Origin of the sequence: Actinomadura sp. NAK00032 (assembly GCF_013364275.1) — a bacterium.
Taxonomy (GTDB): domain Bacteria; phylum Actinomycetota; class Actinomycetes; order Streptosporangiales; family Streptosporangiaceae; genus Spirillospora.
In genome coordinates this window covers 2,411,925-2,438,332 of sequence record NZ_CP054932.1, presented here as the reverse complement: position 1 = coordinate 2,438,332, position 26,408 = coordinate 2,411,925, and the positions used below count along the sequence as shown (strand labels likewise).

General features: G+C 74.2%; 25 protein-coding genes. 10 read left to right on the top strand and 15 right to left on the bottom strand.

From position 1 onward, the window contains the following. Positions 1-10: 10 nt before the first annotated feature. Genes HUT06_RS11415 through HUT06_RS11400 form a run of 4 tightly spaced genes read left to right on the top strand, consistent with a single transcriptional unit; the run spans position 11 to position 4,502 of the window. Positions 11-1,270, top strand: coding sequence for a cytochrome P450 (locus tag HUT06_RS11415; RefSeq protein WP_176195695.1), 1,260 nt, complete (start codon positions 11-13; stop codon positions 1,268-1,270). Between the two features lie 28 nt (positions 1,271-1,298). Continuing rightward, positions 1,299-2,594 (top strand): glycosyltransferase family 4 protein, encoded by a 1,296-nt coding sequence (locus HUT06_RS11410; RefSeq protein WP_176195694.1) that lies wholly within the window; start codon positions 1,299-1,301, stop codon positions 2,592-2,594. A gap of 41 nt (positions 2,595-2,635) precedes the next feature. Continuing rightward, on the top strand, positions 2,636-3,397 hold the full coding sequence (locus tag HUT06_RS11405) for a class I SAM-dependent methyltransferase (protein ID WP_176201299.1): 762 nt from the start codon (positions 2,636-2,638) through the stop codon (positions 3,395-3,397). Beyond that, the gene (locus tag HUT06_RS11400) at positions 3,387-4,502 is read left to right on the top strand and encodes a prenyltransferase (RefSeq protein WP_176195693.1); all 1,116 of its coding nucleotides are present in this window, start codon (positions 3,387-3,389) and stop codon (positions 4,500-4,502) included. The genes HUT06_RS11405 and HUT06_RS11400 overlap by 11 nt, the downstream gene beginning before the upstream one ends. A 43-nt stretch (positions 4,503-4,545) precedes the next feature. Here the strand turns inward: HUT06_RS11400 and HUT06_RS11395 are convergent, their stop codons facing one another. Next, positions 4,546-5,259: a class I SAM-dependent methyltransferase gene (locus HUT06_RS11395; RefSeq protein ID WP_254715119.1), complete on the bottom strand. Its 714-nt coding sequence runs from the start codon at positions 5,257-5,259 to the stop codon at positions 4,546-4,548. Positions 5,260-5,420: 161 nt separating this feature from the next. Between HUT06_RS11395 and HUT06_RS11390 the strand changes: the two genes are divergently transcribed. The 4 genes from HUT06_RS11390 (at position 5,421) to HUT06_RS11375 (ending at position 9,025) form a co-directional block, all read left to right on the top strand. After that, positions 5,421-5,612 (top strand): ferredoxin, encoded by a 192-nt coding sequence (locus tag HUT06_RS11390; RefSeq protein WP_149264150.1) that lies wholly within the window; start codon positions 5,421-5,423, stop codon positions 5,610-5,612. Between the two features lie 73 nt (positions 5,613-5,685). Beyond that, positions 5,686-6,774 (top strand): alcohol dehydrogenase catalytic domain-containing protein, encoded by a 1,089-nt coding sequence (locus HUT06_RS11385; RefSeq protein WP_176195692.1) that lies wholly within the window; start codon positions 5,686-5,688, stop codon positions 6,772-6,774. A 65-nt stretch (positions 6,775-6,839) separates the two neighbouring features. Beyond that, complete coding sequence (locus HUT06_RS11380) at positions 6,840-8,711, top strand: endonuclease/exonuclease/phosphatase family protein (protein WP_254715118.1); 1,872 nt, start codon at positions 6,840-6,842, stop codon at positions 8,709-8,711. Between the two features lie 128 nt (positions 8,712-8,839). After that, the gene (locus tag HUT06_RS11375; protein WP_138640502.1) at positions 8,840-9,025 is read left to right on the top strand and encodes a hypothetical protein; all 186 of its coding nucleotides are present in this window, start codon (positions 8,840-8,842) and stop codon (positions 9,023-9,025) included. A 260-nt stretch (positions 9,026-9,285) separates the two neighbouring features. Here the strand turns inward: HUT06_RS11375 and HUT06_RS11370 are convergent, their stop codons facing one another. The 4 genes from HUT06_RS11370 to HUT06_RS11355 all read right to left on the bottom strand — a co-directional run bounded on the left by HUT06_RS11370 (position 9,286) and on the right by HUT06_RS11355 (position 13,298). Beyond that, complete coding sequence (locus tag HUT06_RS11370) at positions 9,286-9,828, bottom strand: Clp protease N-terminal domain-containing protein (RefSeq protein WP_176195691.1); 543 nt, start codon at positions 9,826-9,828, stop codon at positions 9,286-9,288. Then, on the bottom strand, positions 9,825-10,052 hold the full coding sequence (locus tag HUT06_RS11365) for a helix-turn-helix domain-containing protein (RefSeq protein WP_176195690.1): 228 nt from the start codon (positions 10,050-10,052) through the stop codon (positions 9,825-9,827). The genes HUT06_RS11370 and HUT06_RS11365 overlap by 4 nt, the downstream gene beginning before the upstream one ends. A 66-nt stretch (positions 10,053-10,118) precedes the next feature. Further along, positions 10,119-12,614, bottom strand: coding sequence for a hypothetical protein (locus tag HUT06_RS11360; protein WP_176195689.1), 2,496 nt, complete (start codon positions 12,612-12,614; stop codon positions 10,119-10,121). A gap of 111 nt (positions 12,615-12,725) precedes the next feature. After that, entirely contained in the window at positions 12,726-13,298 is a 573-nt protein-coding gene (locus tag HUT06_RS11355; protein WP_176195688.1) for a DUF1707 domain-containing protein, read from the bottom strand. Between the two features lie 205 nt (positions 13,299-13,503). Between HUT06_RS11355 and HUT06_RS11350 the strand changes: the two genes are divergently transcribed. Next, positions 13,504-14,088: a Uma2 family endonuclease gene (locus HUT06_RS11350; RefSeq protein ID WP_176195687.1), complete on the top strand. Its 585-nt coding sequence runs from the start codon at positions 13,504-13,506 to the stop codon at positions 14,086-14,088. Between the two features lie 2 nt (positions 14,089-14,090). Further along, entirely contained in the window at positions 14,091-14,786 is a 696-nt protein-coding gene (locus HUT06_RS11345; RefSeq protein WP_254715117.1) for a cupin domain-containing protein, read from the top strand. Between the two features lie 8 nt (positions 14,787-14,794). Here HUT06_RS11345 and HUT06_RS11340 read toward each other — a convergent pair whose 3' ends face one another. From HUT06_RS11340 to HUT06_RS11295, 10 genes are all read right to left on the bottom strand, one after another. Continuing rightward, a complete protein-coding gene (locus tag HUT06_RS11340; RefSeq protein ID WP_176195686.1) occupies positions 14,795-15,799 on the bottom strand; it encodes a sugar phosphate isomerase/epimerase in 1,005 nt (334 codons plus the stop codon). A 2-nt stretch (positions 15,800-15,801) separates the two neighbouring features. Next, the gene (locus HUT06_RS11335) at positions 15,802-16,941 is read right to left on the bottom strand and encodes a Gfo/Idh/MocA family protein (RefSeq protein WP_176195685.1); all 1,140 of its coding nucleotides are present in this window, start codon (positions 16,939-16,941) and stop codon (positions 15,802-15,804) included. A gap of 103 nt (positions 16,942-17,044) precedes the next feature. Next, positions 17,045-18,106, bottom strand: coding sequence for an ABC transporter substrate-binding protein (locus tag HUT06_RS11330; protein ID WP_176195684.1), 1,062 nt, complete (start codon positions 18,104-18,106; stop codon positions 17,045-17,047). A gap of 88 nt (positions 18,107-18,194) precedes the next feature. Then, complete coding sequence (locus HUT06_RS11325; RefSeq protein WP_254715116.1) at positions 18,195-19,217, bottom strand: ABC transporter permease; 1,023 nt, start codon at positions 19,215-19,217, stop codon at positions 18,195-18,197. Positions 19,218-19,318: 101 nt separating this feature from the next. Next, the gene (locus HUT06_RS11320; protein WP_176195683.1) at positions 19,319-20,827 is read right to left on the bottom strand and encodes a sugar ABC transporter ATP-binding protein; all 1,509 of its coding nucleotides are present in this window, start codon (positions 20,825-20,827) and stop codon (positions 19,319-19,321) included. A 12-nt stretch (positions 20,828-20,839) separates the two neighbouring features. Further along, positions 20,840-22,027, bottom strand: a complete 1,188-nt coding sequence (locus HUT06_RS11315; RefSeq protein WP_217711282.1) for an ROK family transcriptional regulator — start codon at positions 22,025-22,027, stop codon at positions 20,840-20,842. A gap of 251 nt (positions 22,028-22,278) precedes the next feature. Beyond that, positions 22,279-22,878 carry an ATP/GTP-binding protein gene (locus tag HUT06_RS11310; RefSeq protein ID WP_138641007.1) on the bottom strand — a complete coding sequence of 200 codons (600 nt, stop codon included), beginning with the start codon at positions 22,876-22,878 and terminating at the stop codon, positions 22,279-22,281. Then, entirely contained in the window at positions 22,859-23,248 is a 390-nt protein-coding gene (locus tag HUT06_RS11305) for a DUF742 domain-containing protein (protein ID WP_176195682.1), read from the bottom strand. Before HUT06_RS11305 ends, HUT06_RS11310 begins: the two co-directional genes overlap by 20 nt. A gap of 1 nt (position 23,249) precedes the next feature. Continuing rightward, positions 23,250-23,696 carry a roadblock/LC7 domain-containing protein gene (locus HUT06_RS11300; RefSeq protein WP_176195681.1) on the bottom strand — a complete coding sequence of 149 codons (447 nt, stop codon included), beginning with the start codon at positions 23,694-23,696 and terminating at the stop codon, positions 23,250-23,252. After that, positions 23,693-26,341, bottom strand: a complete 2,649-nt coding sequence (locus tag HUT06_RS11295; RefSeq protein WP_176195680.1) for a nitrate- and nitrite sensing domain-containing protein — start codon at positions 26,339-26,341, stop codon at positions 23,693-23,695. The genes HUT06_RS11300 and HUT06_RS11295 overlap by 4 nt, the downstream gene beginning before the upstream one ends. Between the last annotated feature and the right edge of the window lie 67 nt (positions 26,342-26,408).

Genomic DNA, 26,408 nt, shown 5'->3' with positions numbered 1-26,408 from the left:
GTTCGAGGCGATGACCAGCACCCCCGGCACCACTCCCGAGACCACTCCCGACATCGAACTGGCCGACCCGGGCGCCTACGAGCGCGGCGGCATCCCGCACGAGCAGCTGACCTGGCTGCGCGAGCACGATCCCGTCCACCGGCACCACGGCGACCCGGAGCGGGACTACCCCCCGTTCTGGGCCGTCACCCGGCACGAGGACGTCGTGCACGTGTCGCGGCACCCGGAGGTGTTCTCCTCCTGGCGGCGGCTCGCGCTGTTCGACGAGCCGCCCGAGGAGCACCTCGTCCTGCAGCGGATGATGATGCTCAACCAGGACCCGCCGGAGCACTCGCGCAAGCGGAGCATCGTCAACCGCGGGTTCACGCCGCGCGCGATCGGCGCGCTGGAGCAGCACATCCGGGACATCTGCCGGCGGCTCGTCCAGGAGACGGTGGAGCGCGGGGAGGAGGCCGACTTCGTCCGGGACCTGGCGGCGCCGCTGCCGCTGTACGTGATCTGCGAGCTGCTGGGCGCCCCGCCGGAGGACCGGGAGAAGATCTTCACCTGGTCCAACACCCTGATCGGCGGGGACGACCCGGAGTTCCAGCGGACGCCGGAGGAGGGCCAGGCGGCGGCGACCGAGCTGTACGCCTACGCCAACGTGCTGGCCGCCGACCGGCGGGAGAACCCGCGCGACGACATCGTCACGAAGCTGCTCCAGCCGGACGCCGGCGGCGAGGTCCTCAGCGGCGACGAGTTCGAGCTGTTCGTGATGCTGCTGTCGGTCGCCGGGAACGAGACGACCCGCAACGCGGCGACCGGCGGCATGCTCGCGCTGCTGGAGCACCCGGAGCAGTGGAAGCGGCTGCGGGCCGACCGGTCGCTGGTGCGGACGGCGGCGGACGAGATCGTCCGCTGGGTCACGCCGGTCAACCTGTTCCGGCGGACCGCCGTCCGGGACACCGAGCTGCGCGGCAAGAAGATCGAGGAGGGCGACAAGGTCGTCGTCTTCTACTCCTCGGCGAACCGCGACGAGGCCGTGTTCGGCGACCCCTGGGCCTTCGACGTGGGCCGCGACCCGAACCCCCACCTCGGGTTCGGCGGCGGCGGGCCGCACTTCTGCCTGGGCTCCCATCTCGCCCGACTCGAGCTGAGTGTGCTCTTCGAAACACTTTTGGACGCCGTGCCCAATATTGAACTCAGCGGTAACGTTCGCAGGCTAAGGTCTAGTTTCATCAACGGCATAAAGGAGATGCCGGTGCGTGTGCGTCCGGCGTCCCTCGACTGACGGGAGTGGTGCGTGGGCAGGGGCTGGCGTGGGTGAAGCAGGCGAGGCGGGCGGTCAAGGCCAGGACGGACCGCTGCGGGTCGCCCTGCTCTCGTACCGGAGCAAGCCGCACTGCGGCGGCCAGGGGGTCTACCTCCGGCATCTGAGCCGGGAACTGGTCGATCTCGGGCACTCGGTCGAGGTGGTCTCCGGCCAGCCGTACCCCGAGCTGGACCGGGAGGAGATCGTCCTCACCAAGCTCCCGAGCCTGGACCTGTACCGGGACGAGGACCCCTTCCGCACCCCGGCCCTCGGCGAGTTCCGCGACTGGGTCGACGTCCTGGAGTTCGCGCACATGAAGACGGGCGGCTTCCCCGAGCCGCTGACGTTCTCGCTGCGCGCGCTGCGGCTGCTGAAGCGGCGCCGCCGCGACTTCGACGTGGTGCACGACAACCAGGTCCTCGGGCTCGGCAACCTCGGCATCGGCGGGCTCGGGCTGCCGCTGGTGACGAGCATCCACCACCCGATCAGCGTCGACCGGCGGATCGAGCTGGAGGCCGCGCGCGGCGTCAAGCAGAAGCTCGGCAAGCGCCGCTGGTACGGGTTCGTCGCGATGCAGGCCCAGGTGTCGCGGCGGATCGGCCCGGTGCTGACGGTGTCGGAGTCGTCCAAGGTCGACATCGTCAAGGACTTCAAGGTCGACCCGCGCGACATCGAGATCCTGCCGCTCGGCGTCGACACCCGCGTCTTCCACCCGCGCGGCGAGCGCGTCCCCGGCCGGATCGTGGCGATGGCCAGCGCGGACGCGCCGATCAAGGGCGTGGACGTGCTGCTGCGCGCGGTCGCCAAGCTCGCCACCGAGCGGGACGTCCACGTGGTGGTCGTCAGCAAGCCGCAGAAGGACGGCCCGACCGACAAGCTCGTGCGCGACCTCGCCCTCGGCGACCGCGTGAAGTTCGTCAGCGGCATCAGCGACGACGAGCTGGGCGAGCTGCTGGCATCGGCGGAGATCGCCGTCGTCCCGTCCCGGTACGAGGGGTTCTCGCTGCCCGCCGTGGAGCACATGGCCTCCGGGACGCCGCTGGTCGCGAGCCGCGCCGGCGCGCTGCCCGAGGTCGTCGGCGACGCGGGCGTGCTGGTCGCGCCCGGGGACGTCGAGGAGCTGGCCGCGACCCTGCACCGCCTGCACGACTCCGCCGAGGAGCGGGCGAAGGCCGGTGCCGCGGGGCTCGCGCGCGTCCAGCGGCGTTTCGCCTGGCCGGCCGTGGCACAGGCCACCGTCGAGCACTACCGGGCGGCCATCGCCCAGCAGAACTACCTGCGGCTGGCCGCGAAGGGCAAGTAGGGGACGCCCGCCGGGCGCCCCTGTACGGAAGGAGCACGACCCTGCTGACCGTGGATTTCCAGCGGTTCCGCGTCACCCCCGGAGACCGCGTCCTCGACATGGGATGCGGTGCCGGACGGCACGCTTTCGAGCTGTACCGCCGGGGTGCGCACGTCGTGGCCTTCGACATGGACGCCGATGAGCTGGCGGGCGTCGAGAAGATGTTCGGGGCCATGCGCCTGGCGGACGAGGTGCCCGCCGGCGCGGCCGCCGAGACCGTCCAGGGTGACGCGCTCGACCTGCCGTTCCCCGACGACCACTTCGACGCGGTCATCGCGTCCGAGGTGCTGGAGCACATCCCCGACGACATGCGGGCGATGCGGGAGCTGCTGCGCGTGCTGAAGCCGGGCGGCAAGCTCGCGGTGACGGTGCCGAGCTGGCTGCCCGAGCGGGTGTGCTGGGCCCTGTCGGAGGACTACCACACCGCCCCCGGCGGGCACGTGCGGATCTACACCCGCGCCGAGCTGGAGGCCAAGCTGAAGTCGATCGGCTTCAGGGTCGGCGGCCACCACCACGCGCACGGCCTGCACGCCCCGTACTGGTGGATCAAGTGCGCGGTCGGCGTGGACAACGACGGCAACCCGCTCGCCAAGGCCTACCACCAGGTCCTGGTGTGGGACATCATGAAGCGGCCGCTGGCGACGCGGCTCGCCGAGCGGGTGATGAACCCGCTGATCGGCAAGAGCGTCGTCGTGTACTTCGCCAAGCCCGCGGCGCCGGGCACGCCCACGTCCCCGGCCAAGGAGACGGCGGATGCGGTCTGAGACCGTCCCGCCCTCGGTTCCCGGCGTCCTGACCGCAGACGACATCGTCGCCACGGCGCGCAGCATCGCGGCGCAGCAGGAGGCGTCCGGCGCCATCCCGTGGTTCTCGCCGACCGGCGGCGTGCCCGGCCACGTGGACGCCTGGAACCACGTCGAGGCGGCGATGGCGCTGACCGTCGCCGGGTTCGGCGCGGAGGCGCGGCGCGCCTACGAGTGGCTGCGGGGCGTCCAGCGGCCGGACGGGTCCTGGCCCGCCAAGTGGGTGCTGGGCGAGGTCACCGAGCCGGGCGGGGAGTCCAACCACGCCGCCTACCTCGCCGTCGGCGTCTGGCACGAGCTGCTGTCCACCGGCGACGAGGGCTTCGCGCGGCACCTGTGGCCGGCGGTCCGGCGGGCGATCGACTTCACGCTGGACCTGCGCACCCGGCGCGGGGAGATCATCTGGATCCGGCACGAGAACGGCGAGCCGTCCGACCACGCGCTGCTGACCGGCTGCTCGTCGATCTACCAGTCGCTGCGCTGCGCGGTCGCGCTGGCCGAGCACCTCGGCGAGCCGCAGCCGGAGTGGGAGCTCGCCGCCGACCAGCTCGGGCACGTGGTGGCCGCGCACCCGGAGGCGTTCGCCGACAAGAGCCGCTGGTCGATGGACTGGTACTACCCGGTGCTGGGCGGCCCGGTCCGCGGCGCGGACGCGGCGCGCCGGTTCGCCGAGCAGTGGGACACGTTCGTCGTGCCGGGCCTCGGCTGCCGGTGCGTGTCGGACCAGCCGTGGGTGACGGCGGCGGAGAGCTGCGAGCTGGTGCTGGCGCTGGACGCGGCGGGCGACCGCGACCAGGCGCTGGAGCTGTTCACCACGATCCAGCACCTGCGGCACGAGGACGGCTCGTACTGGACGGGCTGGCAGTTCGAGAACGAGCGGCACTTCCCCGGGGACCGCTCCACCTACACGGCGGCCGCGGTGATCCTCGCGGCCGACGCGCTGGCGGACGCCACCCCCGGCTCCCGGATCTTCAAGGAGGTCGCGGGACGGCCGCTCGGGCCCTCGCAGGCGTCCGATCCGCTGGCGTGCGGGTGCGCGCTCGTGCCCGCGGCCGGCCGCGGCTGACGCGGCCGACCGGGACTGACACCGCCGGCCGGGGCCCGACCGGCTAGCGGGCGCCGAGGGGGTCGGCGTCGCCGACGCGTTCCAGGACGCGCAGCGAACCGACCTCCCGGCGCTCCTCGAAGGCCCCGCTCTCCAGGGCGCGCAGGTACAGGTGGTAGGGCGCCTGCCCGCCGTCCTTCGGGTCGGCGAAGACGTCGTGGATGACGAGGGCTCCGCCGACGGCGACGTGCGGCGCCCAGCCCTCGTAGTCGCCCCGCGCGTGCTCCTCGGCGTGCCCGCCGTCGATGAACAGCAGCGCCAGGGGCGTCCGCCAGAAGGCCGACACGGTGCGCGACTGCCCGACGATCGCGACGACCTCGTCCTCCAGGCCGGCGGCGCCGATCGTCTTGCGGAAGGCGGGCAGCGTGTCCATGCGGCCGGTGCTGGGGTCGACCAGGGACGGGTCGTGGTACTCCCAGCCCGCCTGGTTCTCCTCCGAGCCGTGGTGGTGGTCGACGGTGACCAGGACCGTTCCCGCCGCCCGCGCCGCGGCGCCCAGGTAGACGGCGGACTTGCCGCAGTAGGTGCCGACTTCGAGCATGGGGCCGGCCGCCGCGAGGCGCGCCCCGTAGCCGAGGGCCGTCTCGTAGAGCGCGCGGCCCTCGTCGTCCGGCATGAAGCCCTTGGCCGTGCGCGCGGCGCGCAGCAGCTCCGAGGGCATCTCACGGCCGGCGTGGGGGGTCGTCCCCGGGTCGGTGGACGCCTTGCTGTGGGTCATCGATCTCCTCCGTCGGGGCACCCTACTATCCGTCCCCGGCACCGCGAGACGCCAGTCTTGCCCAGCCAGACTGGAACGTGTTCTACTTTCGGGGTGGGCGCCCTTTTCCGAACCTGGTTCGGTAGGTTGGCGGTCACGGCGAACCCTGGAACGGAGAAACGATGAGAGTACGAGTCGACCCGCTGGTGTGCGAGGCGAACGCCGTGTGCGTCGGGCTCGCACCCGAGGTCTTCGACCTGAACGACGACGACGAGCTCCAGATCCTCCAGCCGGACGTCCCGGCCGAGGAGCAGGACCGCGTCCGGCACGCGGTGCGGTCGTGCCCCAAGGCCGCGCTGACGCTGGAGGAGTAGCCGAGGAGCAGCCGCCCCCCGCCCCGTCCCCCGTCCCCTCACCCCCTTTCCTCTCCTCGATGTGGAGGCAGCCATGGCACGTGCCGCGGTCCTGCATGCGGTCGGCGACAAGGAACTCGACCTGCGCGACGACGTCTCGACGATCGATCCGGGCCCCGACCAGGTCAAGGTCAAGATCAGGGCGACGGGGGTCTGCCACTCGGACCTGTCCACCATGAGCGGCGTGCTGCCGTCGGCGCTGCCGACCGTCATCGGGCACGAGGGCGCCGGCGTCGTCGCCGAGGTCGGTGACCGGGTGACCGGCGTCCGGCCCGGCGACCACGTCGTCGTCAACTGGACGCCGGACTGCGGCGAGTGCGCCGAGTGCCTGCGCGGCGAGCCGTACCTGTGCATGACCTACCTCGCGCAGTCGTTCAGCGAGCCGGCCTTCCGGCTCGGCGACGGCAGCCCGGCGTTCGGCATGGCGGGCACCGGCACCTGGGCCGAGGAGATCGTGCTTCCCCGGCGCGGCGTCGTCAAGATCGCCGAGGACATCCCGTTCGAGTACGCGGCCCTGCTCGGCTGCGGCATCCCGACCGGCGTCGGCGCCGTGTTCAACACCGCGAAGGTCGCGCCGGGCAGCACGGTCGCGGTCGTCGGCGCGGGCGGCGTCGGGCTCTCGGTGATCCAGGGCGCCAGGATCGCCGGCGCGTCCGCGATCCTGGCGATCGACCCGAACGAGGCCAAGCACCCGGTCGCCGAGCGGTTCGGCGCCACCCACACCGCGACGCTGGACGGCCTTGACGAGGCCAAGGGGCTGCTCACCGGCGGCGCCGGCTTCGACTACGTCTTCGAGGTCGTCGGCAATTCCGCGGCGATCACCACGGCGTGGAACGCCACCCGGCGCGGCGGCGACGTCATCGTGGTCGGCGCGGGCGCCGCCGACGACAGCTGGAGCCAGACCGCGTTCGCGCTGCTGTTCGACGGCAAGAGCCTCAAGGCGTCGCTGTACGGCGGCTGCGACCTCAAGCGCGACATCCCGATGTTCGTCGACCTGTGGCGCGCCGGGAAGCTCGACATCGACGGCCTCATCACCCGCCGGATCGGCTTCGGCGACCTCAACGACGCCGTCCGGGCGCTCGCCGACGGCGACGTGATCCGCCAGGTCGTCCTGTTCGACTGAGAACGGCTCGCGCGGAGACCGCGACGAGGCGCGGCCGGGGCCGTCCCGCCCGTATCATCCTTCGGGTGATCCACGGTTTGGGGACGGTCCTGGCCGCGGCGGCGCTCGCCGCGCCCGTCGCCCTCGCGTCCCCCGCTTCCGCCGCCCCCCGTCCCGCCCGCATCCACGACATCCAGGGCGCCGCGCACGTCTCGCCGCTGAACGGCGCCGGAGTCGCCCGGGTCCCCGGCGTCGTGACGGCGGTGACGATGAACGGGTTCTGGATGCAGGACCCGCATCCCGACCGCAGCGCGGCGACGTCCGAGGGAATCTACGTCTTCACCCGCACCCGGCCCGGCGCCGCCGTCGGCGACGCGGTCCGGGTGGACGGCAGGGTCAGCGAGTTCCGCCCGGACGGCGCGTCCTCCGGGGGCCTCACCCGCACCGAGATCGACGCCACCGCGGTCGCCGTCACCGCGCACGGGGCGCCGCTGCCGCCGCCGGTCGTCGTCGGCGGCCCGCACGGCCGCCGGGCGCCCGGCGCCGTGATCGACGGCGGGCACGGCAACGTGGAGCGGGGCGGCCGGTTCGACCCGCGCCGCGAGGCTCTCGACTTCTACGAGGCGCTCGAAGGCATGCGGATCGCGATCGGCGACGCCGTCGCGGTCGGCCCGTCCCGCTACGGCGAACTGCCCGTGCTGCCCGCCAACGGCGCCGGCGCCGGGGTGCGGACGGCGCGCGGCGGCATCCTGCTGCGCGACCGCGACGCCAACCCCGAGCGGATCATCCTGGACGACGCGCTCGCCCCGCTGCCCGGCATGAACGTCGGCGACCGGCTGCCCGGGGTGAACGTCGGCGTCCTCGACTACTCCTACGGCGACTACAAGCTGCTGCTCACCGCGACCCCGAAGCGCGCGGCGGGCACGCTGGCCCGGGAGGCGACGCGCCCGCAGCGGCCCGGCGAGATGGCCGTCGCGACCGCCGCGCTCGACGGGCTGCACCCCGACGCGCCGCCCGCCCGCTTCGCCGCGCTCGCCGACGACATCGTGCACGGCCTGCGCTCCCCCGACCTCATCGCGGTCAGCGGGGTCGGCGACAACAGCGGCACCGAGGACGACGGCACCACCGCCACCGACCAGACCGTCGCGCAGCTCGTCACCGCGGTCAGCGCGGCGGGCGGCCCCGCCTACGACTGGCGCTCGGTGGACCCGCGCGACAACGCCGACGGCGGCGCGGACGGCGACAACGAGCGGTCCGGGTTCCTGTTCCGCACCGACCGCGGGCTGGCGTTCGTCGACCGCCCCAAGCCCGGCGAGCCGATCCCGGAAGCGCCGTCCGACCGGCCCGACCCGGCCGTCACCGCGGTCAGGGCCGTGCCGCGCGGCGGCACCGCCGGGCTGACGCTGAGCCCCGGCCGGATCGCGCCCCGCGACGCCGCCTGGGCGGGCACGCAGAAGCCGCTCGCCGGGGAGCTGACCTGGCGCGGCCACCGGTTCATCGTGATCGCGAACCGGTGGTACCCGAGCACCGGCGACGACCAGCCGCTGTTCGGCCGCCGGCAGCCGCCGTCCCGGCCCACCGAGTGGCGCCGCTTCGCGCAGGCCCGCACGGTGACGGGCTTCGTGAGGTCGGTCCGCAAGGTGGACGCGAACGCGCGCGTGATCGTCGCGGGCGACCTCAACGACCGCGGGACGTCCACGCCGCTGCGCACCCTCACCACCGGCGCCTGGCGCACTCCCGGCGCCGGGCTCGCCGACCTGCCCGCCGAGCTGCCGGCGGGCGACCGCTACACCGCGGTGACCGGCGGCAACTCCGAGGACCTCGACCACATCCTGCTGAGCGCGTCGCTGCGCAAGCGCAAGCACGAGTTCGACATCGTGCACCGCAACGCGGAGTTCGCGGACCGGGCGGGCGAGCGCGACCCGACGGTGGTCCGCATCGACATGTCCGGGAAGTAGCCGCCTCCCATTTTGGGAGATACCGAAACGATCGTCGCGGCATGTCCCTGAACACCGCCGGTGTTATTCCGCGGCCCGGCCGGGCACCGAGGGTTCGTCACACCCCCCACCGGGAGGAGACACCCTCCATGGCGACCCGTTACAGGCCGCACATCAGCCTGCTCGGCCTCATCTACATCATCATCGGCGTGTTCATCGCCTGGGACCGCGGCTACATCGACGAGAGCCTGGTCCAGCGCGTCGTCAGCGCGCTGCTGGCCGTCTTCCTGTGGGTCCTCGTCCTGCTCGGCGTCGACTTCCACATCGACTTCTGAGCCCTCCGGCCGGGCACGGGCCGTCCCAAGTCCCCCGCCACGGGACGGCCCGTGTCCCTGGAGACAGCTGCACATCGCGCCACGGTCATAGACCGCGCAGCGCCCAGGAGGTTACTTTCCGCCCATGACGAAAAAAGACTGCAGTTGCGGACACGGCGGCGGATGCTCGTGCGCGAAGGGCTGCTCCTGCGGCTGCAACGGCTAACCCCGAGCAGGCGCGGCCAGTAGGCGCGGCGAGCAGGCGCGGCCGGCAGGCGCGGCTAGGCCGCCCGGCGGAGATCCGCCCACAGCGCGTTCCGGTCGACGCCGAGATCCCGGAGGACGGCCACCGCGCCGCCGGCGCCGTCGGCCAGCAGGCCCCACAGCAGGTCGTCCGGACCGGCGTGTGCCCGGCGCGCGCGGCGCGCGGCCCAGAACGCCACCTCGACGGCCTTGCGGGCGCTCTCGTCCAGCACGATCGCGGTGCCCGGCCCTGCCAGGGTGACCCGGAGCGGACGCAGCGGTGCGCGCCGCAGCGTCCACAGCGCCGGGTCGTCCGGCCGGGCCGCGGTGGCCTCGCCCACGCGGCGCCGCACCTCGTCGAGATCGATGCCGAGGGTCGCGAGCAGCGCGCGGTCCCGGCCGGGACGCGCGCCTGCGGCCGCCCTGACGTCGCCGGGCGCGGCGCCGACCGGGCGGGTCTCGGCGAGCGCCGCGAGCAGGAACGCGTCGCTCAGGCTCGCGCGCTCCGCCTCCACCGCCAGCCGGCCGGCGCGCACGACCGTGCGCCGCGCGTCCGGTGCGAACCTGTCGAGCATGGTCATCGCCTCTCCCCGCTCAGCCGTGCGGCGTGCTTCTTGTGGACGGACTGGCGCCGCACGCCGAGCGCGGCGGCGACGGCCTGCCACGACCATCCCCGCGCACGCGCGTTGCGGACGTGCAGCGCCTCCAGCTCGTCGGTGAGCCTGCGCAGCGCCGCCACGGCGGCGAGGCCCACGGCGGGATCGGCGCTGTCGGCGGCCTCCGCCAACTCCCTCACGGACGTCATGGCGTCAGCCTAGGCTGACATCCAAGATTTGTCAGCCCAGGCTGACACATCGCCCGGAGACGGCCGCTACTTCGGGACGGGCGTGCGCCAGAGCGTGGGGGCGCCCTCGTCGGTGCCCGTCGCGAGGAGGTTCGCGCCCATCACGGTCAGCGCGGTGAGCCGCTGCTCGCCCTGGCCGCTCAGCCCGGCGACGCCGAGGCGGCGCCAGGTCGTCCCGTCCGGGGAGGTGAGGACGGCGGCGTCGCCACCGGTGTCGGCGGTCACGACGAATCCCCGCGGGGTCGCGGTGACGGCGGCGGCGGTCAGGCCGGGGCCGAGGTTGCGCTGCGTCCACGTCGCCCCGGCGTCGGTGGAGACCAGCGCGGTCGCGGACGCGGAGAGCGCCACGAGGGTGCGGCCGTGCGCGGCCACGTCGGTGAGCGGCGCGGTGAAGGCGGGCGGCGCCTTGACGGCCGTCCACTTCACGCCGTCCGGGGACGTCCAGATCGCGGGCGCCTTGCCGCGCGCGCCGACCGCCACGTAGGCCCCGTCCGCCGCCGCGACGTCGGCCGGGACGCCGTCGAGCACCGCGCGGCTCCAGGCGCGGAGGTCGGCGGAGCGCCACGCCGTGCGCGGGCCCACCGCGACATATCCGGACGGGCCCGCTGCGACGGCGACCGGCACCGGCCCGGCGGGGAACGCGGCCTTCTGCCACGCCTGGCCGTCCTGCGAGGTCAGTACGAGCGGGGCGGCGACGGCGCCGGCGGTGCGGCCCACGGCCGCCCAGCCGCGGCTCCCGTGCACGGCGTCCGTCAGCCACCGGCCGGCGGGGACCTGGGCCCGCGCCCAGCGCAGGCCGTCCGGGGCCGTCCAGATCGCGGCGGCGCCGTTGGTGCTGCCCACCGCGACCGCCGTCGCGGGGCCCGCGGCGAGCGCCCTGACCGACCGCTCCGCGTGGACGGCGCCGGGCACGGCGTCCAGGTCGACGCCGTGCAGGTAGGCGTCGTCGCCCTGCCGGCCGGTGATCGCCAGCGCGCCGCCGGCGGCGACCGTCAGGCCGCTGCCGCGCACCGGCGCCGGGATGGTGCCGCCCGGCCGCCAGGTGCGGCCGTCGGTGCTGCGCAGGATCGTGTGGGCGCCCTTCGCGCCGCGCACGATCGCGGCGAGCCCGTCCGGCGTGCCGCCGAACCGCTCGACGCCACCGCCGCCGAACCGGCTCACCGCCTGCCACTTGAGGCCGTCCGGCGAGGTGAACAGGACCCCGAACCGGGTGGTCCTGCGGCGCTTCTTCCTGCCGGTCGTCTGCCTGCCCTCGCGGACGGCCGCGAACCCGCCGGGGCCCGCCGTCAGGCCCTTCGCGGCCCCGTAGGAGCCCTGTGCCTGCGGGACGGTCGCGGCGGCCCACGTCCGGCCGCCGTCGGCGGACCGCCACAGCCCTTCGACGACCACCGTCCGGGTGACCTTCCTGCGGCCCCGCTTCTTGACGACCTTCTTCGCCGTCGTGCCGTGCGCCACGACGACGCCGCCGGACGCCGCCACGCCGTCGAGGCGGGTGGCGGCCGGGGCGGTGCCGCGCTGCCAGGCCCGCCCGTCGGCGGAGGTCCAGGTGACCGCGCGTCCCTTCGCCGCGCCCACGGCCAGGAAGCCCTGGGCGGTGCGGGCCAGGCCGGTCACCTGGTCGGCCGGGGTGAAGGCGGTGCCCGCCGGGTGGCGGGTCCAGGTCTTGGCGTCCTTGCTCGTCCACGCGACCGCGGCGCCGGCGGGCGTCCGGCCGAGCGCCGCCCAGTGCCCGGCCGCGCCGGCGATGAGGCGCGGCGCCTCGCCGGGCGGGGGCGCGGCGCCGTCCGGCGTGCGGATCTCGGCGAGCGCCCAGGCGCGGCCCGCGTCGGTGGAGGTCAGGAAGCGGGCACGGGCGGCGGGCGCGCCGGTGCCCTCGGTGCCGGCGGCGACGATCGTCGCTCCGGCGGAGGCGACCGCGGTGAGGTCCTGGACGAGGCCGTCGGACGCCGCGGCCGGGTCGAGGGCGAACAGCCCGTCGGCGGCGACGGGGCCGGGGATGCCCGGCTCGGCGGGCGCGTCCGCGCGCTGCTCCACCACGACGATCGTCCCGGCGGCGACCAGCACGAGCGCCACCCCGACCGCCGCGCGCACCCGCAGCCGGCGCCACAGCACCGGCTTCTGCGCCGGGGGCCGGGCGGGCTTCGGAGGGCCGGCGACCAGCACGTCCCCGGGGTCGGGCTTGGCGGACTTGGCGGACTTGGCGGGCTCGGCGGGTTTGGCGGCTCGCGCGGGCTTCGCGGGCTTCGGCTTGGCCGCCTTGGGCTTGGGCGCCTTGGCCCCGGGCCTCGGTTCGGCGGGCGCCGCCGGCTTCGCGCGCTCGCGGGGCGGGGCACCGTGCCCCCAGGTCAGCCCGGCGGCCCGCCAGGCCTCGTAGGCGCGCTGCCAGGGCGACAGGGCCGCCGGGAGGTCGGCGATGTCGCCGGCGACGCCGAACGTCAGCCGGCGGCGGACCTGGCGGGAGCCCGCCGGCTCCTCCTCGGCCGTCCGCGGGGCCTCGTCCTGCTCCGGGGTCCTCGCCGTCACACGCGCTCCTTCACGGTCCTGTCGGACCACCATCAAATCGCGCCACGGGACGCCGTGTACTGACATCCGCGTGAACGGCGGCCTATGGGGCCGCTGGAGCGTTCTATCACTTCAGAGCCGACGTATCAGACCTTTCACCCGGATAGCCCCCTTGTACGCATAACCCCGGACATGGACGACCGGTGCGCCGGCCGGCGGCTCGCCGTGCACCTCGGTGGAGACCCCGGCACCGTCCGCTTCCACGCGGATACCGGGCGGCACGGTGATCTCGACCGTGGACTTGTAGGCGAGCACCCGCAGCGTCGTGACCTGGGCGTCCAGCTCGGCGGCCTGGAGGTCGAGCGTTCCGCTCCCCTTGTAGACGACGGTCGTGAACCGTTCGGGCAGCCGCCACCGCCCGGCCCGCGTGACCGAGGTCTTGTAGGCGACCTGGAACCGGCCGGCGGGCGCGGTGCCGGGGCCGGGCGCTGTGCCGGGGCCGGGCACGGCGTCGCGGGCGGACGGCAGGTCGGCGGCCACAGCGCCCAGCTCGGCGTGGGTGCGCGCGGCGAGCACGCGGGTCATGCGCTCGTCCAGCTCGGACTCGTCGAGGCGCCCCTCGGCGAAGGCGGTGTGCAGCCGGACGAGCATGTCGTCGCGGTCGCGGTCCGAGGCGCGCAGTGCGGGACGCTGTTCGACGCTCATCGCATCTCTCCTTCGAGGCCGGCCCTCCGCAGCCTGCACCTTCCAGTCGGGGGAAGGTCAAACGCGATACATCGTAACTCGCCGCCGCGCGGCGATCGAGACATTCGGCCGCATCCCGACGCGCGATCATGGTTACGGCCGCTTCGGACGTCCGTCCGCTAAATTCGGAACCGCCCGTAGATCGAGGAGAGGGGGGAGACGGTCCATGGGCGTCACGCTCGGCCGCGCGCACGGCCCGTACACGCTCTACGATCTCGACGCCCTGCCCGAGGAGGGCCGCCGCTACGAGCTCGCCGACGGCTGGCTGCACGAGCTGCCCGGCGACCTGTGGCACGACCACGCCGCCGAGCAGCTGAAGACCGTGCTGAAGGACGCGGCGCGCCAGGCCGACGCCGACGTCCACGTCGCCGGCGCCCCGCAGGACGTGACGACGCCGGCCGGCATCCGCAAGCCCGACGTCTTCGCCGTGGCCCGCGACGTCGCCCGCACCGCCCTGGAGCGCCGGACCCGCACCTACTACGGCCCCGACCTGATCCTGGTCGCCGAGGTCGTCACGCCGCGGACGGTCAACGAGCAGATCGACCGCGTCCGCAAGGTCGAGGAGTACGCCGCGACGGGCATCCCGCACTACTGGCTGGTCGACCTGGAGCCGCGCCCGACCATCACGCTGCTCGAACTCAGGGACGAGCGGTACGAGGTGGCGGGCAGGGCCCGCTCGGGCGAGGTCCTCGCCGTCGACCGGCCCTACCCCATCGCCTTCGACCCGGCCCGCCTCTCCGAAATGGACTGACCGTGCTGCTGATCACGACGCTGGACGCCTGGCAGGCCGCGGCCGGGCCGCGGTTCGTCCTCTCCGACGCGGGGGCGGTGTGGGCACCGCAAGAGGCCGCGCTCGCCGTCGCCGACGACGCCTTCCCCGGCGGCGGCCAGGTCGTCGCGGTCGAGCTCGACCCCGAGCCCGGCGCGGTGCCCGGCCGCGGCACGGTCGACAAGACGGCCGCGGCCCGCGTCCGCTACCTGCGGCGCGGCCCGGACGGGCGGCACGTGGCGCTGCTCGACCGGCCCGCCACCGCCGCCGCGCTCGGCCTGCTGCCGCATCCGGAGGGCGGCTGGTACCGGGAGACGTGGCGGTCGGGCGTCTCCCTCGCCCCGGACGGCTACCCCGGCGAGCGCGCGAGCGCGACCGGCATCTACTTCCTGCTGCCGCCCGGCGAGGAGTCGATGTGGCACGCCGTGCGGTCCGCCGAGGTGTGGCTGTGGCACCGGGGCGGGCCGCTGGCGCTGCTGCTCGGCGGCGACGGCGAGCGCCCGTCCGGCGCCCCGGAGACCGTCGTGCTCGGCGACGGCCTGGCGGACGGGCAGATCCCCCAGGCCGTCGTGCCGCCCGGCGTCTGGCAGGCCGCGCGCCCCGCCGGGGACGAGGAGGTCCTCGTCAGCTGCGTGGTCTCCCCCGGCTTCGACTTCGCCGACTTCCGCGCCCTGCCGTAACCGCCCGCTCAGTCCGACGAGAACGCGGCGTCGAACGCGCCCTCCGGCGGCGTCATGGCGTTCAGGGCGCGGACGAACTCCAGCGCCTCGGGCGCGCCCTGGAGGCGGTCCATGCCCGCGTCCTCCCACTCGACCGAGATCGGGCCGCCGTAGCCGATCGAGTTGAGGGCGCGGAACACGTCCTCCCAGGGCACGTCGCCGCGGCCGGTGGAGATGAAGTCCCAGCCGCGCCGCATGTCCGCCCACGGCAGGTGCGACGACAGCCGCCCGCGCCGGCCGTCGCCCGTACGGACCTTGGTGTCCTTGCAGTCGACGTGGTAGATGCGGTCGCGGAAGTCGAACAGGAACCCGACCGGGTCGAGCTCCTGCCACACGAAGTGCGACGGGTCGAAGTTCAGCCCGAACGCGGGGCGGTGCCCGATCGCCTCCAGCGTCCGGACGGTCGTCCAGTAGTCGTAGGCGATCTCGCTCGGGTGGACCTCGTGCGCGAACCGGACGCCCACCTCGTCGAACACGTCCAGGATCGGGTTCCAGCGCTCGGCGAAGTCGGCGTAGCCGCGCTCCACCATGGCGTCGGGGGTGGGCGGGAACATCGCGACCGTGTGCCAGATCGACGAGCCCGTGAAGCCGACGACGGTGTCCACGCCGAGCTTGGCGGCCGCCCGCGCGGTGTCCTTGATCTCCTCGGCGGCGCGCCGCCGGACGCCCTCGGGCTCCCCGTCGCCCCAGATCCGCTCGGGCAGGATCGCCTGGTGCCGCTCGTCGGGGTGGTCGCAGACGGCCTGCCCGACGAGGTGGTTGGAGATCGCCCACACCTTCAGGTCGTGCTTGGCGAGCGTCTCCAGCTTGCGCGGGACGTAGGAGTCGTCGGCGAGGGCCTTGTCGACCTCGAAGTGGTCGCCCCAGCAGGCGATCTCCAGGCCCTCGTAGCCCCAGCCGGACGCCAGCCGGCAGACCTCCTCGAACGGCAGGTCCGCCCACTGGCCGGTGAACAGGGTGATCGGTCGTGCCATGGTCATGCGCTCCCTTCGACGTCGACCCAGCGGCGGGACGCCGCGCTGCCGGCGACCGCGGCGAGGACGCGCTGCACCTGCAGCCCGTCGGCGAACGACGGCCGCGGGTCGGTGCCGTCCGCGATGGCGGTGAGCAGGTCGGCCATCTGGTGGGTGAAGGTGTGCTCGTAGCCGAGCATGTGGCCGGGCGGCCACCAGTGCCCGGCGTACGGGTGGACGGGCTCGGTGACGACGATCCGGCGGAACCCGGCGGTCGCGTCGTCCTCCGCCCGGTCGTAGAACCACAGTTCGTTGAGCGACTCGAGGTCGAACGACAGCGCGCCGGCGGAGCCGCTGACCTCGATGCGCAGCGAGTTCTTGCGCCCGGTGGCGAACCGGGTGGCCTCGAACGAGGCGAGCGCGCCGCCGTCGGTGCGCCCGATGAACAGGGCCGCGTCGTCCACGGTGACCCGCGCGGTGCCGCCGCCCGGCACGGGGCGCTCCGGGACGAAGGTGTCCGTCAGCGCCGACACGCCGACGAGCGACTGCCCGGTGATGAACTGCGCGGTGTCGATGATGTGCGCGCCGATGTCGCCGAGCGCGCCGGACCCGGCCTTGTCGCGGTCCATCCGCCAGGTGAACGGCGACGCCGGGTCGGCGAGCCAGTCCTGGAGGTACTGGGCGCGGACGTGCCGGACGGTCCCGACGCGCCCCTCGTCCACCAGCCGCCGGGCGAGGGTGACCGCCGGGACGCGCCGGTAGTTGAACCCGACCATCGACCGGATCCCGCGCTCGCGCGCCCGGTCGGCGGCCGCCGCCATCGCCTCGGCCTCGGCGACGGAGTTGGCGAGCGGCTTCTCGCACAGCACGTGCTTGCCCGCCTCCAGCGCGGCGACCGCGATCTCGGCGTGCATGTCGCCCGGCGTGCAGATGTCGACGAGCTGGACGTCGTCGCGGCGGAGCAGCTCCTTCCAGTCGGTCTCGACCGACGCCCAGCCGAGCGTCGCGGCGGCGGCGCGGGCGCGGTCGGCGGAGCGTCCGGCCAGGGCGGTCATGACGGGCGTCAGCGGCGGCCCGAAGAACGGCCCGACGCTGCGCCACGCCTGGGAGTGGGCGCGTCCCATGAACGCGTGCCCGACCATCCCGACTCCGACGGTCGTCATGTTCAGCTCACCTCTCTGTGTCGTCTTCCGGGGCGGCCCCCGGCCCCCCGGGGCCGGGGCGCCCGCCCCGGCTCCGGGGCGGGCGCGCCGGCGCCCCCGTCGCTCAGGACTCGAAGCCGAGCGGCATGTACGTGTCGACGTTGGCCTTGGTGACGGTCTCGGACGCCAGCGTGATCGACTGCGGCACCTGCAGCTCCACCAGGTCGGTCATGCCCTTGCCCTGCGCGATGAGCCGGCCCAGCTTGATCGCGGACGCGGCCATCGTCGGCGGGTAGGTGACGGTCGCCTCCAGCACGCCGCCCGCCTTGATCTCCCGCATCGCGTTGGCGGATCCGGCGCCGCCGACCATGAAGAACTCCTTGCGGCCGGACTGCTTGATCGCGGCGAGCACGCCGACGCCCTGGTCGTCGTCGTGGTTCCACAGCGCGTCGATCTTCTTGTGCGCCTGGAGCAGGTTGGCGGCGACCTGGTTGCCGGACTCGACGGTGAACTTGGCGTCCTGCTTCGCGGTGACGCTGAAGCCGTAGGACTTGAGGGCGTCCGCGAAGCCCTTGCTGCGGTCCTGCGTCAGCGGCAGGGTCGCGATGCCCTGGATCTCCACGATCACCGGGTTGGAGACGCCCTTGTCCTTGAGCTTCTTGCCGATGTAGTTCCCGGCGGAGACGCCCATGCCGTAGTTGTCGCCGCCGACCCACGTCCGGTAGGACAGCTTGTCGGGGAAGACGCGGTCGAGGCTGACGACCGGGATGCCGGCGTCCATCGCCTTGCGCGCGACCTGGTTCAGCTGCTCGCCGTCGTTCGGCAGGATCACCAGGACGTTCACCTTCGCCCGGATCAGCGACTCGACGGCGGAGATCTGCTGGTTGATGTCGTTGGTCGGCTCGACCGGCTTGAACGTCACGTCCTTGTACTTCTTGGCCTGCGCCTCGGCGTTCTTGGCGATCGCCGCGATCCAGCCGTGGTCGGCGGCCGGCGCGGAGAACCCGACGGTGACCTGCTTGCCCGGCTTGTCGTTGTCGCCGGCGAGCGACCCGGCCTGCGCCGCGGGCGCCGCGTCGCTCTTCTCGCTGTTGCTGGTGCAGGCGGCGGCGAGGCCGCCGGCCGCGACGACGGCGCCGGAGAACAGGACGCCTCTGCGGGTGGGACGAGGGCTCTGATCACGCATGACGTGCTCCTGGTGAAGGGATGGGGCGTCCCCCGCCGCGCGCCTCCCCGCGGCGCGCGGCGCTGGACATGGGGGTGGTGGACGGGGGTCAGGTGGGCGAGCGGAGCCCGCGGCGCTGCAGCAGCACGGCGATCACGATGATCACGCCCTTGGCGATGAGCTGGTCGCTGGTCTGCAGGCCGTTCAGGATGAACAGGTTGGTGATGAGGGTGAAGATCAGCACGCCGAGGATCGACCCGACGACGGTGCCGCGGCCACCGGTGAGCAGCGTCCCGCCGATGATGACGGCGGCGATCGCGTCGAGCTCGTAGAGGTCGCCGTGGGTGCTGGAGCCGGTGGTGGTGCGGGCCATGATGATGAGCGCCGCGATGCCGCAGCAGAACCCGGACAGCGCGTACAGCAGCAGGGTGTGCCGCCGGACGTCGATGCCGGCGAGCCGCGCCGCCTCCGGGTTGCCGCCGACCGCGAACGTCCGGCGGCCGAACGTGGTGCGGTTGAGCAGCAGCCACCCGGCGACCGCGACGGCCGCGAAGATGTAGACGACGAGGGGCAGCCCGAGCACCTTCGTGGTGGACAGCGCCTCGATGGCGTCGTTCTCGGGCCGGACGAGCTGGGTCTTGCGGTCCGACATCCGCTGCGCGAGGCCCCGCGCGGCGACGAGCATCGCGAGCGTCGCGATGAACGGGACCATCCGCCCGTAGGAGATGAGCAGCCCGGTCACGACGCCCGAGCCCGTCCCGACGAGGATCGCGCACAGCGCCATCACGGCCGGCCCGTAGGACTGCGTCGCGACGGTGGTCGCCCACACCGACGCGAGCGCCATCACCGACCCGACGGACAGGTCGATCCCGCCGCCGATGATCACGAAGGTCTGGCCGACGGTGATCACGCCGATGGTGGCGGCGAGCGCGAGGATGCCGACGACGTTCCCGGACGTGCCGAAGTTGTCCGGCTCGGTCACCAGGCCGACGGCCGCGAGCAGGACCAGCGCGGCGGCCAGCCCGAGATGGTGCATCTCCCGGGTCCCGGCGCCGCCGCCGCGCGCGAACGGCCGCCACGGCCCGCCGCCGCCCGGCTTCTTCGCGACGGGCGCCGAACCGCGCTCGTCCACTCCCGAGCCGGTCCGGGGGGTCCGGGGGGTCGTCCCCCCAGAGTGACCCGAGCCGGTCCGGGGGGACTGGGGGGTCGTCCCCCCAGAATGAGCCGTATCGGTCACAGGGCGCTCCCTTCCATGATCATGTTGAGCACGGCGGCCTCGTCGAGGTCGCGGGCGTCGCCGGTGTGCACGACCCGCCCCTCCCGGACGACGAGGACCCGGTCGGCGAGCCCCAGCACCTCGGGGACCTCGCTGGACACCAGCAGCACCCCGATCCCGCGGCCGGCCAGCTCGCGGATCACCGCGTACAGCTCGGCGCGGGCGCCGACGTCGACGCCGCGAGTCGGCTCGTCCAGGATCAGCAGCCGCAGCCCGGTCGCGCCGAGCAGCCAGCGGGCGAGGACGACCTTCTGCTGGTTGCCGCCCGACAGCGTCACCACGGGCCGCCGCGGGTCGGGCGGCCGGATGTCGAGCGACTCGATCTGGCGGCGGACGTCCGCCAGCTCGCGGCGGCGGTTGAGCCAGCCGAAGGAGGCGTACCGCGACAGCCCGGCGACGCTGACGTTCCCGGCGACGGACTCGTTCAGCAGCAGCGCCTGGCTCTTGCGCTCCTCCGGCGCCATGCCCATGCCGCGCCGCACCGCCGCGCCGGTGTCGCCGGGGCGGACGGGCCGGCCGTCCACCAGCACCCGCCCGCGCGCGGGCCGCCGGGCGCCGTAGACGGTCTCCAGGATCTCCGAGCGCCCGGACCCGACAAGCCCGGCCAGCCCGACGATCTCGCCGGCGTGCACGGTGAGCGAGACGTCCTCGAACGCGCCGGGCAGCGTGAGCCCCTCGACGCGCAGCACCTCGGCCCGCTCGCCCTCCTGCTCGGGCCGCTCCGGGAAGACGTACTCGACGTCCCGGCCGGTCATCAGCGAGACGATCCGGTCGGTCTCGGTGGTCTTGGCGGGCAGGCCGCCCGCCACGGCCTTGCCGTCCTTGAGGACGGTCACCCGGTCGCCGATCTCGCGGATCTCCTCCAGCCGGTGGGAGATGTACACGACGGCGACGCCGGCGGCGGTCAGCTCGCGGATGATGCGGAACAGGTTGCCGACCTCGTCGTGCGCGAGCGCGGCGGACGGCTCGTCCATCACGATGAGCCGCGCCTCGTGCGACAGGGCGCGGGCCATGCTGACGACCTGCTTGCCCGCCGCGGGCAGCCGCCCGACCTCGCGGCGCGGCGGGATCTCGCCGTGCCCGAGCCGGCCGAGCAGCTCGCGCGCCGCCCGCTCGGCGTCCCCGCGCCGGGTGAACCCGAACCGGGCCTTCTCGTGCCCGAGGAAGATGTTCTCGGCGACCGACAGCCCGTCGACCAGGTCGAGCTCCTGGTAGATGGTCGCGATGCCGGCCCGCATCGCGGCGGTCGGCCCGGCCAGCCGCACCGGCTCGCCGGCGAAGACGATCTCGCCCTCGTCCGGCTGGTGCGCGCCGGCGAGCACCTTGATCAGGGTGGACTTCCCGGCGCCGTTCTGCCCGAGCAGGCAGTGCACCTCGCCCGGGCGGACGTCGAGGTCGACGCCGCCCAGCGCGCGGACGCCGGGGAACTGCTTGACGATGCCGCGCATGAGCAGCAGCGGTTCCATTGGGGGGCCTCCTCAGGACGCGGAGAAGACGTGGTCGCTGATGAGCCGCGCGCCGCCGACCACGCCCGCCGCGGCGGCGAGTTCGGACAGCACGATCGGCAGGTTGCCGGTCGCGAGCGGCGCGGACCGGCGGTAGACGACGCTGCGGATCTCGGCGAGCAGCGTGTGGCCGAGCCCGGCGACACCGCCCGCGATGATCACCAGCCCGGGGTTGAAGAAGCTGACCAGCCCGGCGAGGACCTGCCCGACGTGCCGGCCGCCCTCCCGGATGATGCGCACCGCCGCCGGGTCGCCCGCGGCGGCCGCCTCGCCGACGTGCTCGGCGGTCAGCTCGCCGCGCGCCTCCAGCAGCGCCGCGAGCGCGGGCGACTCCCCCGACCGGGCCGCCGCCTCGGCGTCCCGGGCGAGGGCGGCGCCGCCGAAGTAGGCCTCCAGGCAGCCCGCGTTCCCGCACGCGCACATCGGCCCGTCGTCGTCGACGCGGATGTGCCCGATGTCCCCGGCGCTGCCGGACACGCCCCGGTAGATGGCGCCGTCCACCACGATGCCGCAGCCGATGCCGGTGCCGATCTTGACGAGCAGGAAGTCGTCCACCGACCGGGCGAGCCCGGCGTGCAGCTCGCCGAGCGCCATCAGGTTCACGTCGTTGTCGACGAGCACCGGGCAGCCGAGCTCCTGGCCGATCGCGTCGCGGACCGGGAACCGGTCCCAGCCCGGCATGATCGGCGGGACGACCGGCATCCCGTCGCGGAAGCTGACCGGGCCCGGCACGCCGATGCCCGTCCCGTGCACCTGCGGGATGAGGCCCTCGTCCCGCAGCTTGCCGAGCAGGTCGAGCGCCCGGTCCAGGACCACGGTGGCGCCCTGCCGGACGTCGCACTGCTCGCTGACGTGGCCGAGCACCTCCATCGTCCCGTCGGTGACGGCGACGTCGATCGAGGTGGCGCCGATGTCGAAGGCGACGAACCGCAGGCTCGGCGACAGCCGCACGATCCCGGACCGCCGCCCGCCGCGCGACGCGGCGAGCCCGGCGCCCTCGACGAGCCCGAGCTCCACGAGCCGGTCCAGCTCCACGGCCAGCTTCGACCGCGACAGCCGGACGACGTCGCCGAGCTCGGCGCGCGACCGCGGCCCCTCGTCCCGCAGCAGCCGCAGCAGCCGTGCCTGATGCACGTTCTGCGGGCGAGCCGACATGCGCATCACGCCGTCCTCTCGGGGATCCCCGGGGCGGTGTGACCCCGGTCTCATGGCCGAGACCGTAACCCGCTTTCGCCGCTTTGAGAAGACCTTTTCCCTAGATCATCCAAACTTTCCCCACTCAGAGGACAAAGTCACGGACAAGCAACGGCCCGCACCCCCCGCGCCGAAGCACGGAGAGCACGGGCCGTCAGCGACGTGCTACAGCGGTGCGGCTACACGCACCACTTACGCGTACCGCCTACGCGTACCGCCTACGCGTACTGCCTGCCGCTCATGGTGCGCATGATGTGCTCGACCAGGGTGATCAGCACGCGCTTGGCGTCCTCGCGGTCGCGCACGTCGCAGTTGATGACGGGCACGTCGGCGGGGAGGTCGAGCGCGTCCCGGACCTGGTCGGGCGAGTGGGCGCCGGCGCCGTCGAAGCGGTTGACGCCGATGATGAACGGGACGCCGCGCCGTTCGAAGTAGTCGACCGAGGCGAAGCAGTCGGCCAGCCGGCGGGTGTCGACCAGCACGACGGCGCCGAGGGCGCCCTTGGCCAGTTCGTCCCACATGAACCAGAAGCGGTCCTGGCCGGGGGTGCCGAAGACGAACAGCACGAGGCCGTTGGGCAGCGTGATGCGGCCGAAGTCCATCGCCACGGTCGTCGTCGTCTTGGACGCGACGGCCGTGGTGTCGTCGATCCCGATGCTCTTCTCGGTCAGCGCCTCCTCGGTGCGCAGCGGGCGGATCTCGCTGACCGCGCTCACCAGGGTGGTCTTGCCGACGCCGAAACCACCGGCCACGAGGATCTTCACCGTCAGCGCGGACTCGCCCTGCTGGGCCGCCGCGTCAGAGCGCACGGATTCCATCGATCACTTCCTTGAGTACGCGCTCGCCGGGGAACTGCGCCACCGGCGCGGGACGCCGGACCTGAATCAGCGAGTGGTCGAGCAGGTCACCGAGCAGGACACGGACCACCCCGAGGGGGAGTTCCAGATCCGACGCTATCTCGGCGACCGACAACGGGGTGCGGCAAAGCTCCAGGATCATGTCATGTTCGGGCTCGGGGGCCCACGGCGCCGCGGGCGGCGCGCCGTCCGCGGGCTCCGCCGGGTCCGCGACGGCGATCAGCGCGACGAGGTCGAAGTCGTCGCCGTCGTAGTGCGTCCGGCCTCCGGTGACCGCGTACGGGCGGACCACGGGCCCCGCAGCGTCGTCGTACCAGGCCGTGCCGCCCACCTCACACGCCGCCCGGCTCGGCCGCGGCCACCCGCGGGTCGGCGGACAGGTGCTGCCCGACCCGGGTGACCAGCATCGCCATCTCGTAGGCGATGATCCCGAGGTCGGCGTCGGCGGCGGCCAGCACGGCCAGGCACGCGCCGCGCCCGGCGGCGGTGACGAACAGGAACGACGACTCCATCTCCACGATGGTCTGCCGGACGGGGCCGCCGCCGAACGACTCCCCGGCCCCGCGCGCGAGGCTCTGGAAGCTGGCGGCCACCGCGGCGAGGTGGTCGGACTCCTCGCCGGCGAGGCCCCGGGACGCGGCCATCTTCAGCCCGTCGCTGGACAGCACCACCGCGTTCTGCACCGCGGCGACCCGCTGGACCAGGCTGTCGAGCAGCCAGTTCAGGTCACCGCCGGCTCCGCCCGGGACCTCCGCGCCGGAGTGCTGGGCTCGTGTCATGGGGTGTCGTCCTCCTGGTCGCCTGGATTGCGGTCGCCCGGGTTGGGCTCGGCCCGCGCCTCCGCGTCGGCCGCGTCCTGCCTGCCACGCCGCCATCCGGCCTGCATGGCGGACATCATCGATCGCATCGCCTCGGGCGAGCGCGCGTCGTCGTCCGGGGCCGGGTCCGGCGGAACGGTCCCGCCGCCGGGCGGCGCGGGCTCGCCCATGGGGACGGGCGCGGACAGCGGCATCCCCCCGGCCGGCTCGGGCTCGGGCGCGGGCGGCGGCGCCGGGGGCGGGGCCTGGCCCTGGGCGGCGAGGTGCTCGTCCACCCGCTGCTTGAGCTGGGGCGCGAGATGGGTCTGCCGCCTGCGCTTGGGCAGCTCGCCCTCCTTCGGCGGCGCCTCGGCGGGCGCGGCCGCCGGCGGCGGGGCGGGCCGCGGCTCGGGCCGGGGCGGCGCCGCGGGCCGGGCGGGCGGGGCGGGCGGCTGCGGCTCGGCGACCAGCCGGACGACGCCGCCGGCCTCGACCGCCGGCCGCGCGGACGCCGACAGCGCCGCCGGCTGCTCCGGCAGCGCCCGCATCGGCCCGGTGGTGCGGCGCGCGGGCGGTTCCGCGTCGGCGTGCTCGACGATGAGGGCGCCGGGGATCAGCGCGATCGCGGTCGTCCCGCCGTACGGGGACGGGCGGAGCGTCACCGTGATGTCGTGCCGCTGCGCCAGCCGCGCCACGACGAACAGGCCGAGCTGGGCGCTGTCGGACGGGTCGAACTCCGGCGGGTTCGCGAGCCGCTCGTTGGCGGCGCGCAGCGCCTCCTCGGTCATGCCGAGCCCGCGGTCCTCGATCTCGATCGCGAACCCGCTCGGCACCGGCTGCCCGCTGACCCGCACCGGCGACTGCGGCGGCGAGAACGTGGTGGCGTTCTCCACCACCTCGGCGAGCAGGTGGATGACGTCGGCGACGGCGGAGCCGAGCAGCGCGATGCGCGGCAGCGGCTGCACCCGGACGCGCGGGTAGTCCTCGACCTCGGCGACGGCGCCGCGCACCACGTCCACCAGCGGGACGGGCCGCCGCCAGCCGCGCCCGGCGGACTTGCCGGCCAGGATGACCAGGCCCTCGGCGTGCCGCCGCATGCGGGTCGCGAGATGGTCGAGGCGGAACAGGTCCGACAGCTCCGACGGGTCCTCGGTACGCCGCTCCATGCTGTCGAGCAGGCTGAGCTGGCGGTGCAGCAGCGCCTGGTTGCGGCGCGCGAGGTTGACGAACACCTCGCTGATGCCGCGCCGCGCCGCGACCTCGCCCTCGGCGGCCTCCAGCACCGCCGCGCGGGCGCGGTCGAACGACTCGGCGATCTGCCGGACCTCGGTGATCCGGTAGTCGATGTCGGGTTCCGGCTCCGGTTCGGCGGGGCGCCCGGCGATGATCTGCGCGGCGAGCCTGGGCAGCCGCTCGGTGGTGAAGTTCACGACGCCGTCCGCGAGCGTGCGGCACTCGCGCACCAGCCGGCGGGACACGCGGATCGCGATGACCAGCGACAGCACGATCGCCGCGAGCCCGAGGCCGCCGGCGAGGCCGAGCCGGGTGAACGCGCCGACCGCGATGTGCCGGCCGCGGGCGACGACCTCGTCGAGGATCTGGTTCTCCAGCTCGTACAGCTCGCCGTCGGCGGTGTTGGCCAGCGACCGCCACACGGCGGGCTCGATGACGGTGACGCCCCGCGCGGTGCGGGTCTGCTGCTGCCGCCCGTGCGCCTGCGTCGCGGACGTCCCGGCGGTGCCGTGGGTGCCCTGGGTCCGCGTGCCCTGAGTACCCGTGCCCTGAGTCCCGGTGCCCCGGGTGGTGGACGTGCGGGTCCGGCGCGCGGCGGCCTGCGGCGGCTCGGCGCCCGCGATGACCTGGTCCTCCAGCTTCATCATCTGCATGAAGGCCGGGGACGACATCAGCTTCTCGTAGCGGGCCCGGCCGTCGGCCGGCAGGTCGCGGGCGTTGACCTCGTGCATCGTGTGGTGCGCGCCGACGAACTTGGCGAACTGGGTGCGCTCGGCGGCCGTGATGCGACCCGCGGCGAGCGCCCCCGTCAGCAGGGCGTCCTCACGGGACATGAACTCGCGGGCCATGCCGAACGAGGTCAGCGTGCGGACGCTCGCGGTGATGGACCCGTCCCCCGGCGTGGTCGAGCTGTAGATGGCGTAGCAGGCGTCGATGAGCTCGCTGTACTCGCGCAGGACGTGGGCGCGGCCGCCGGTGCGCTCGTCCACGCCGCGGCGCAGCGACGGCAGCGCGTTGAGCTTGGCGGAGAGCTGGTCCATGCGCCGGCCGACCTCGGGCAGGATCGAGTCCCGCAGCCCGTCGTCGCGGACGCCGGCGCGGAACTCCTCGCCCGCCTCGTCGGTCGACTTGCGCTGGGTCCGCATCGCGCCCGCGTCCGCGCGCGCGCCGCCCAGCTCGGTCATCGACAGCCGGCGCTCCTTCTGCAGCGCGTTGATGAGCCGCTGCGTGGGCAGCACCGTCTTCTGCTGGAACTCCCGGCTCTGCAGGAGCTGGTGCGCGTCGCCGTAGGTGATGCCGGTGAGGAAGCCCCACAGCGAGGCGAGCGCCAGCAGCGGCACGAGGACCAGCAGGATGATCCTCGCCCGGATGGAGGAGAAACCGCGGGCCTTCACCGCTGGCGGACCCTGCTCACTGGCTCGTCCTCCTGCACTGGATCGTCCGGGCTTGGGGGGCTTGGCA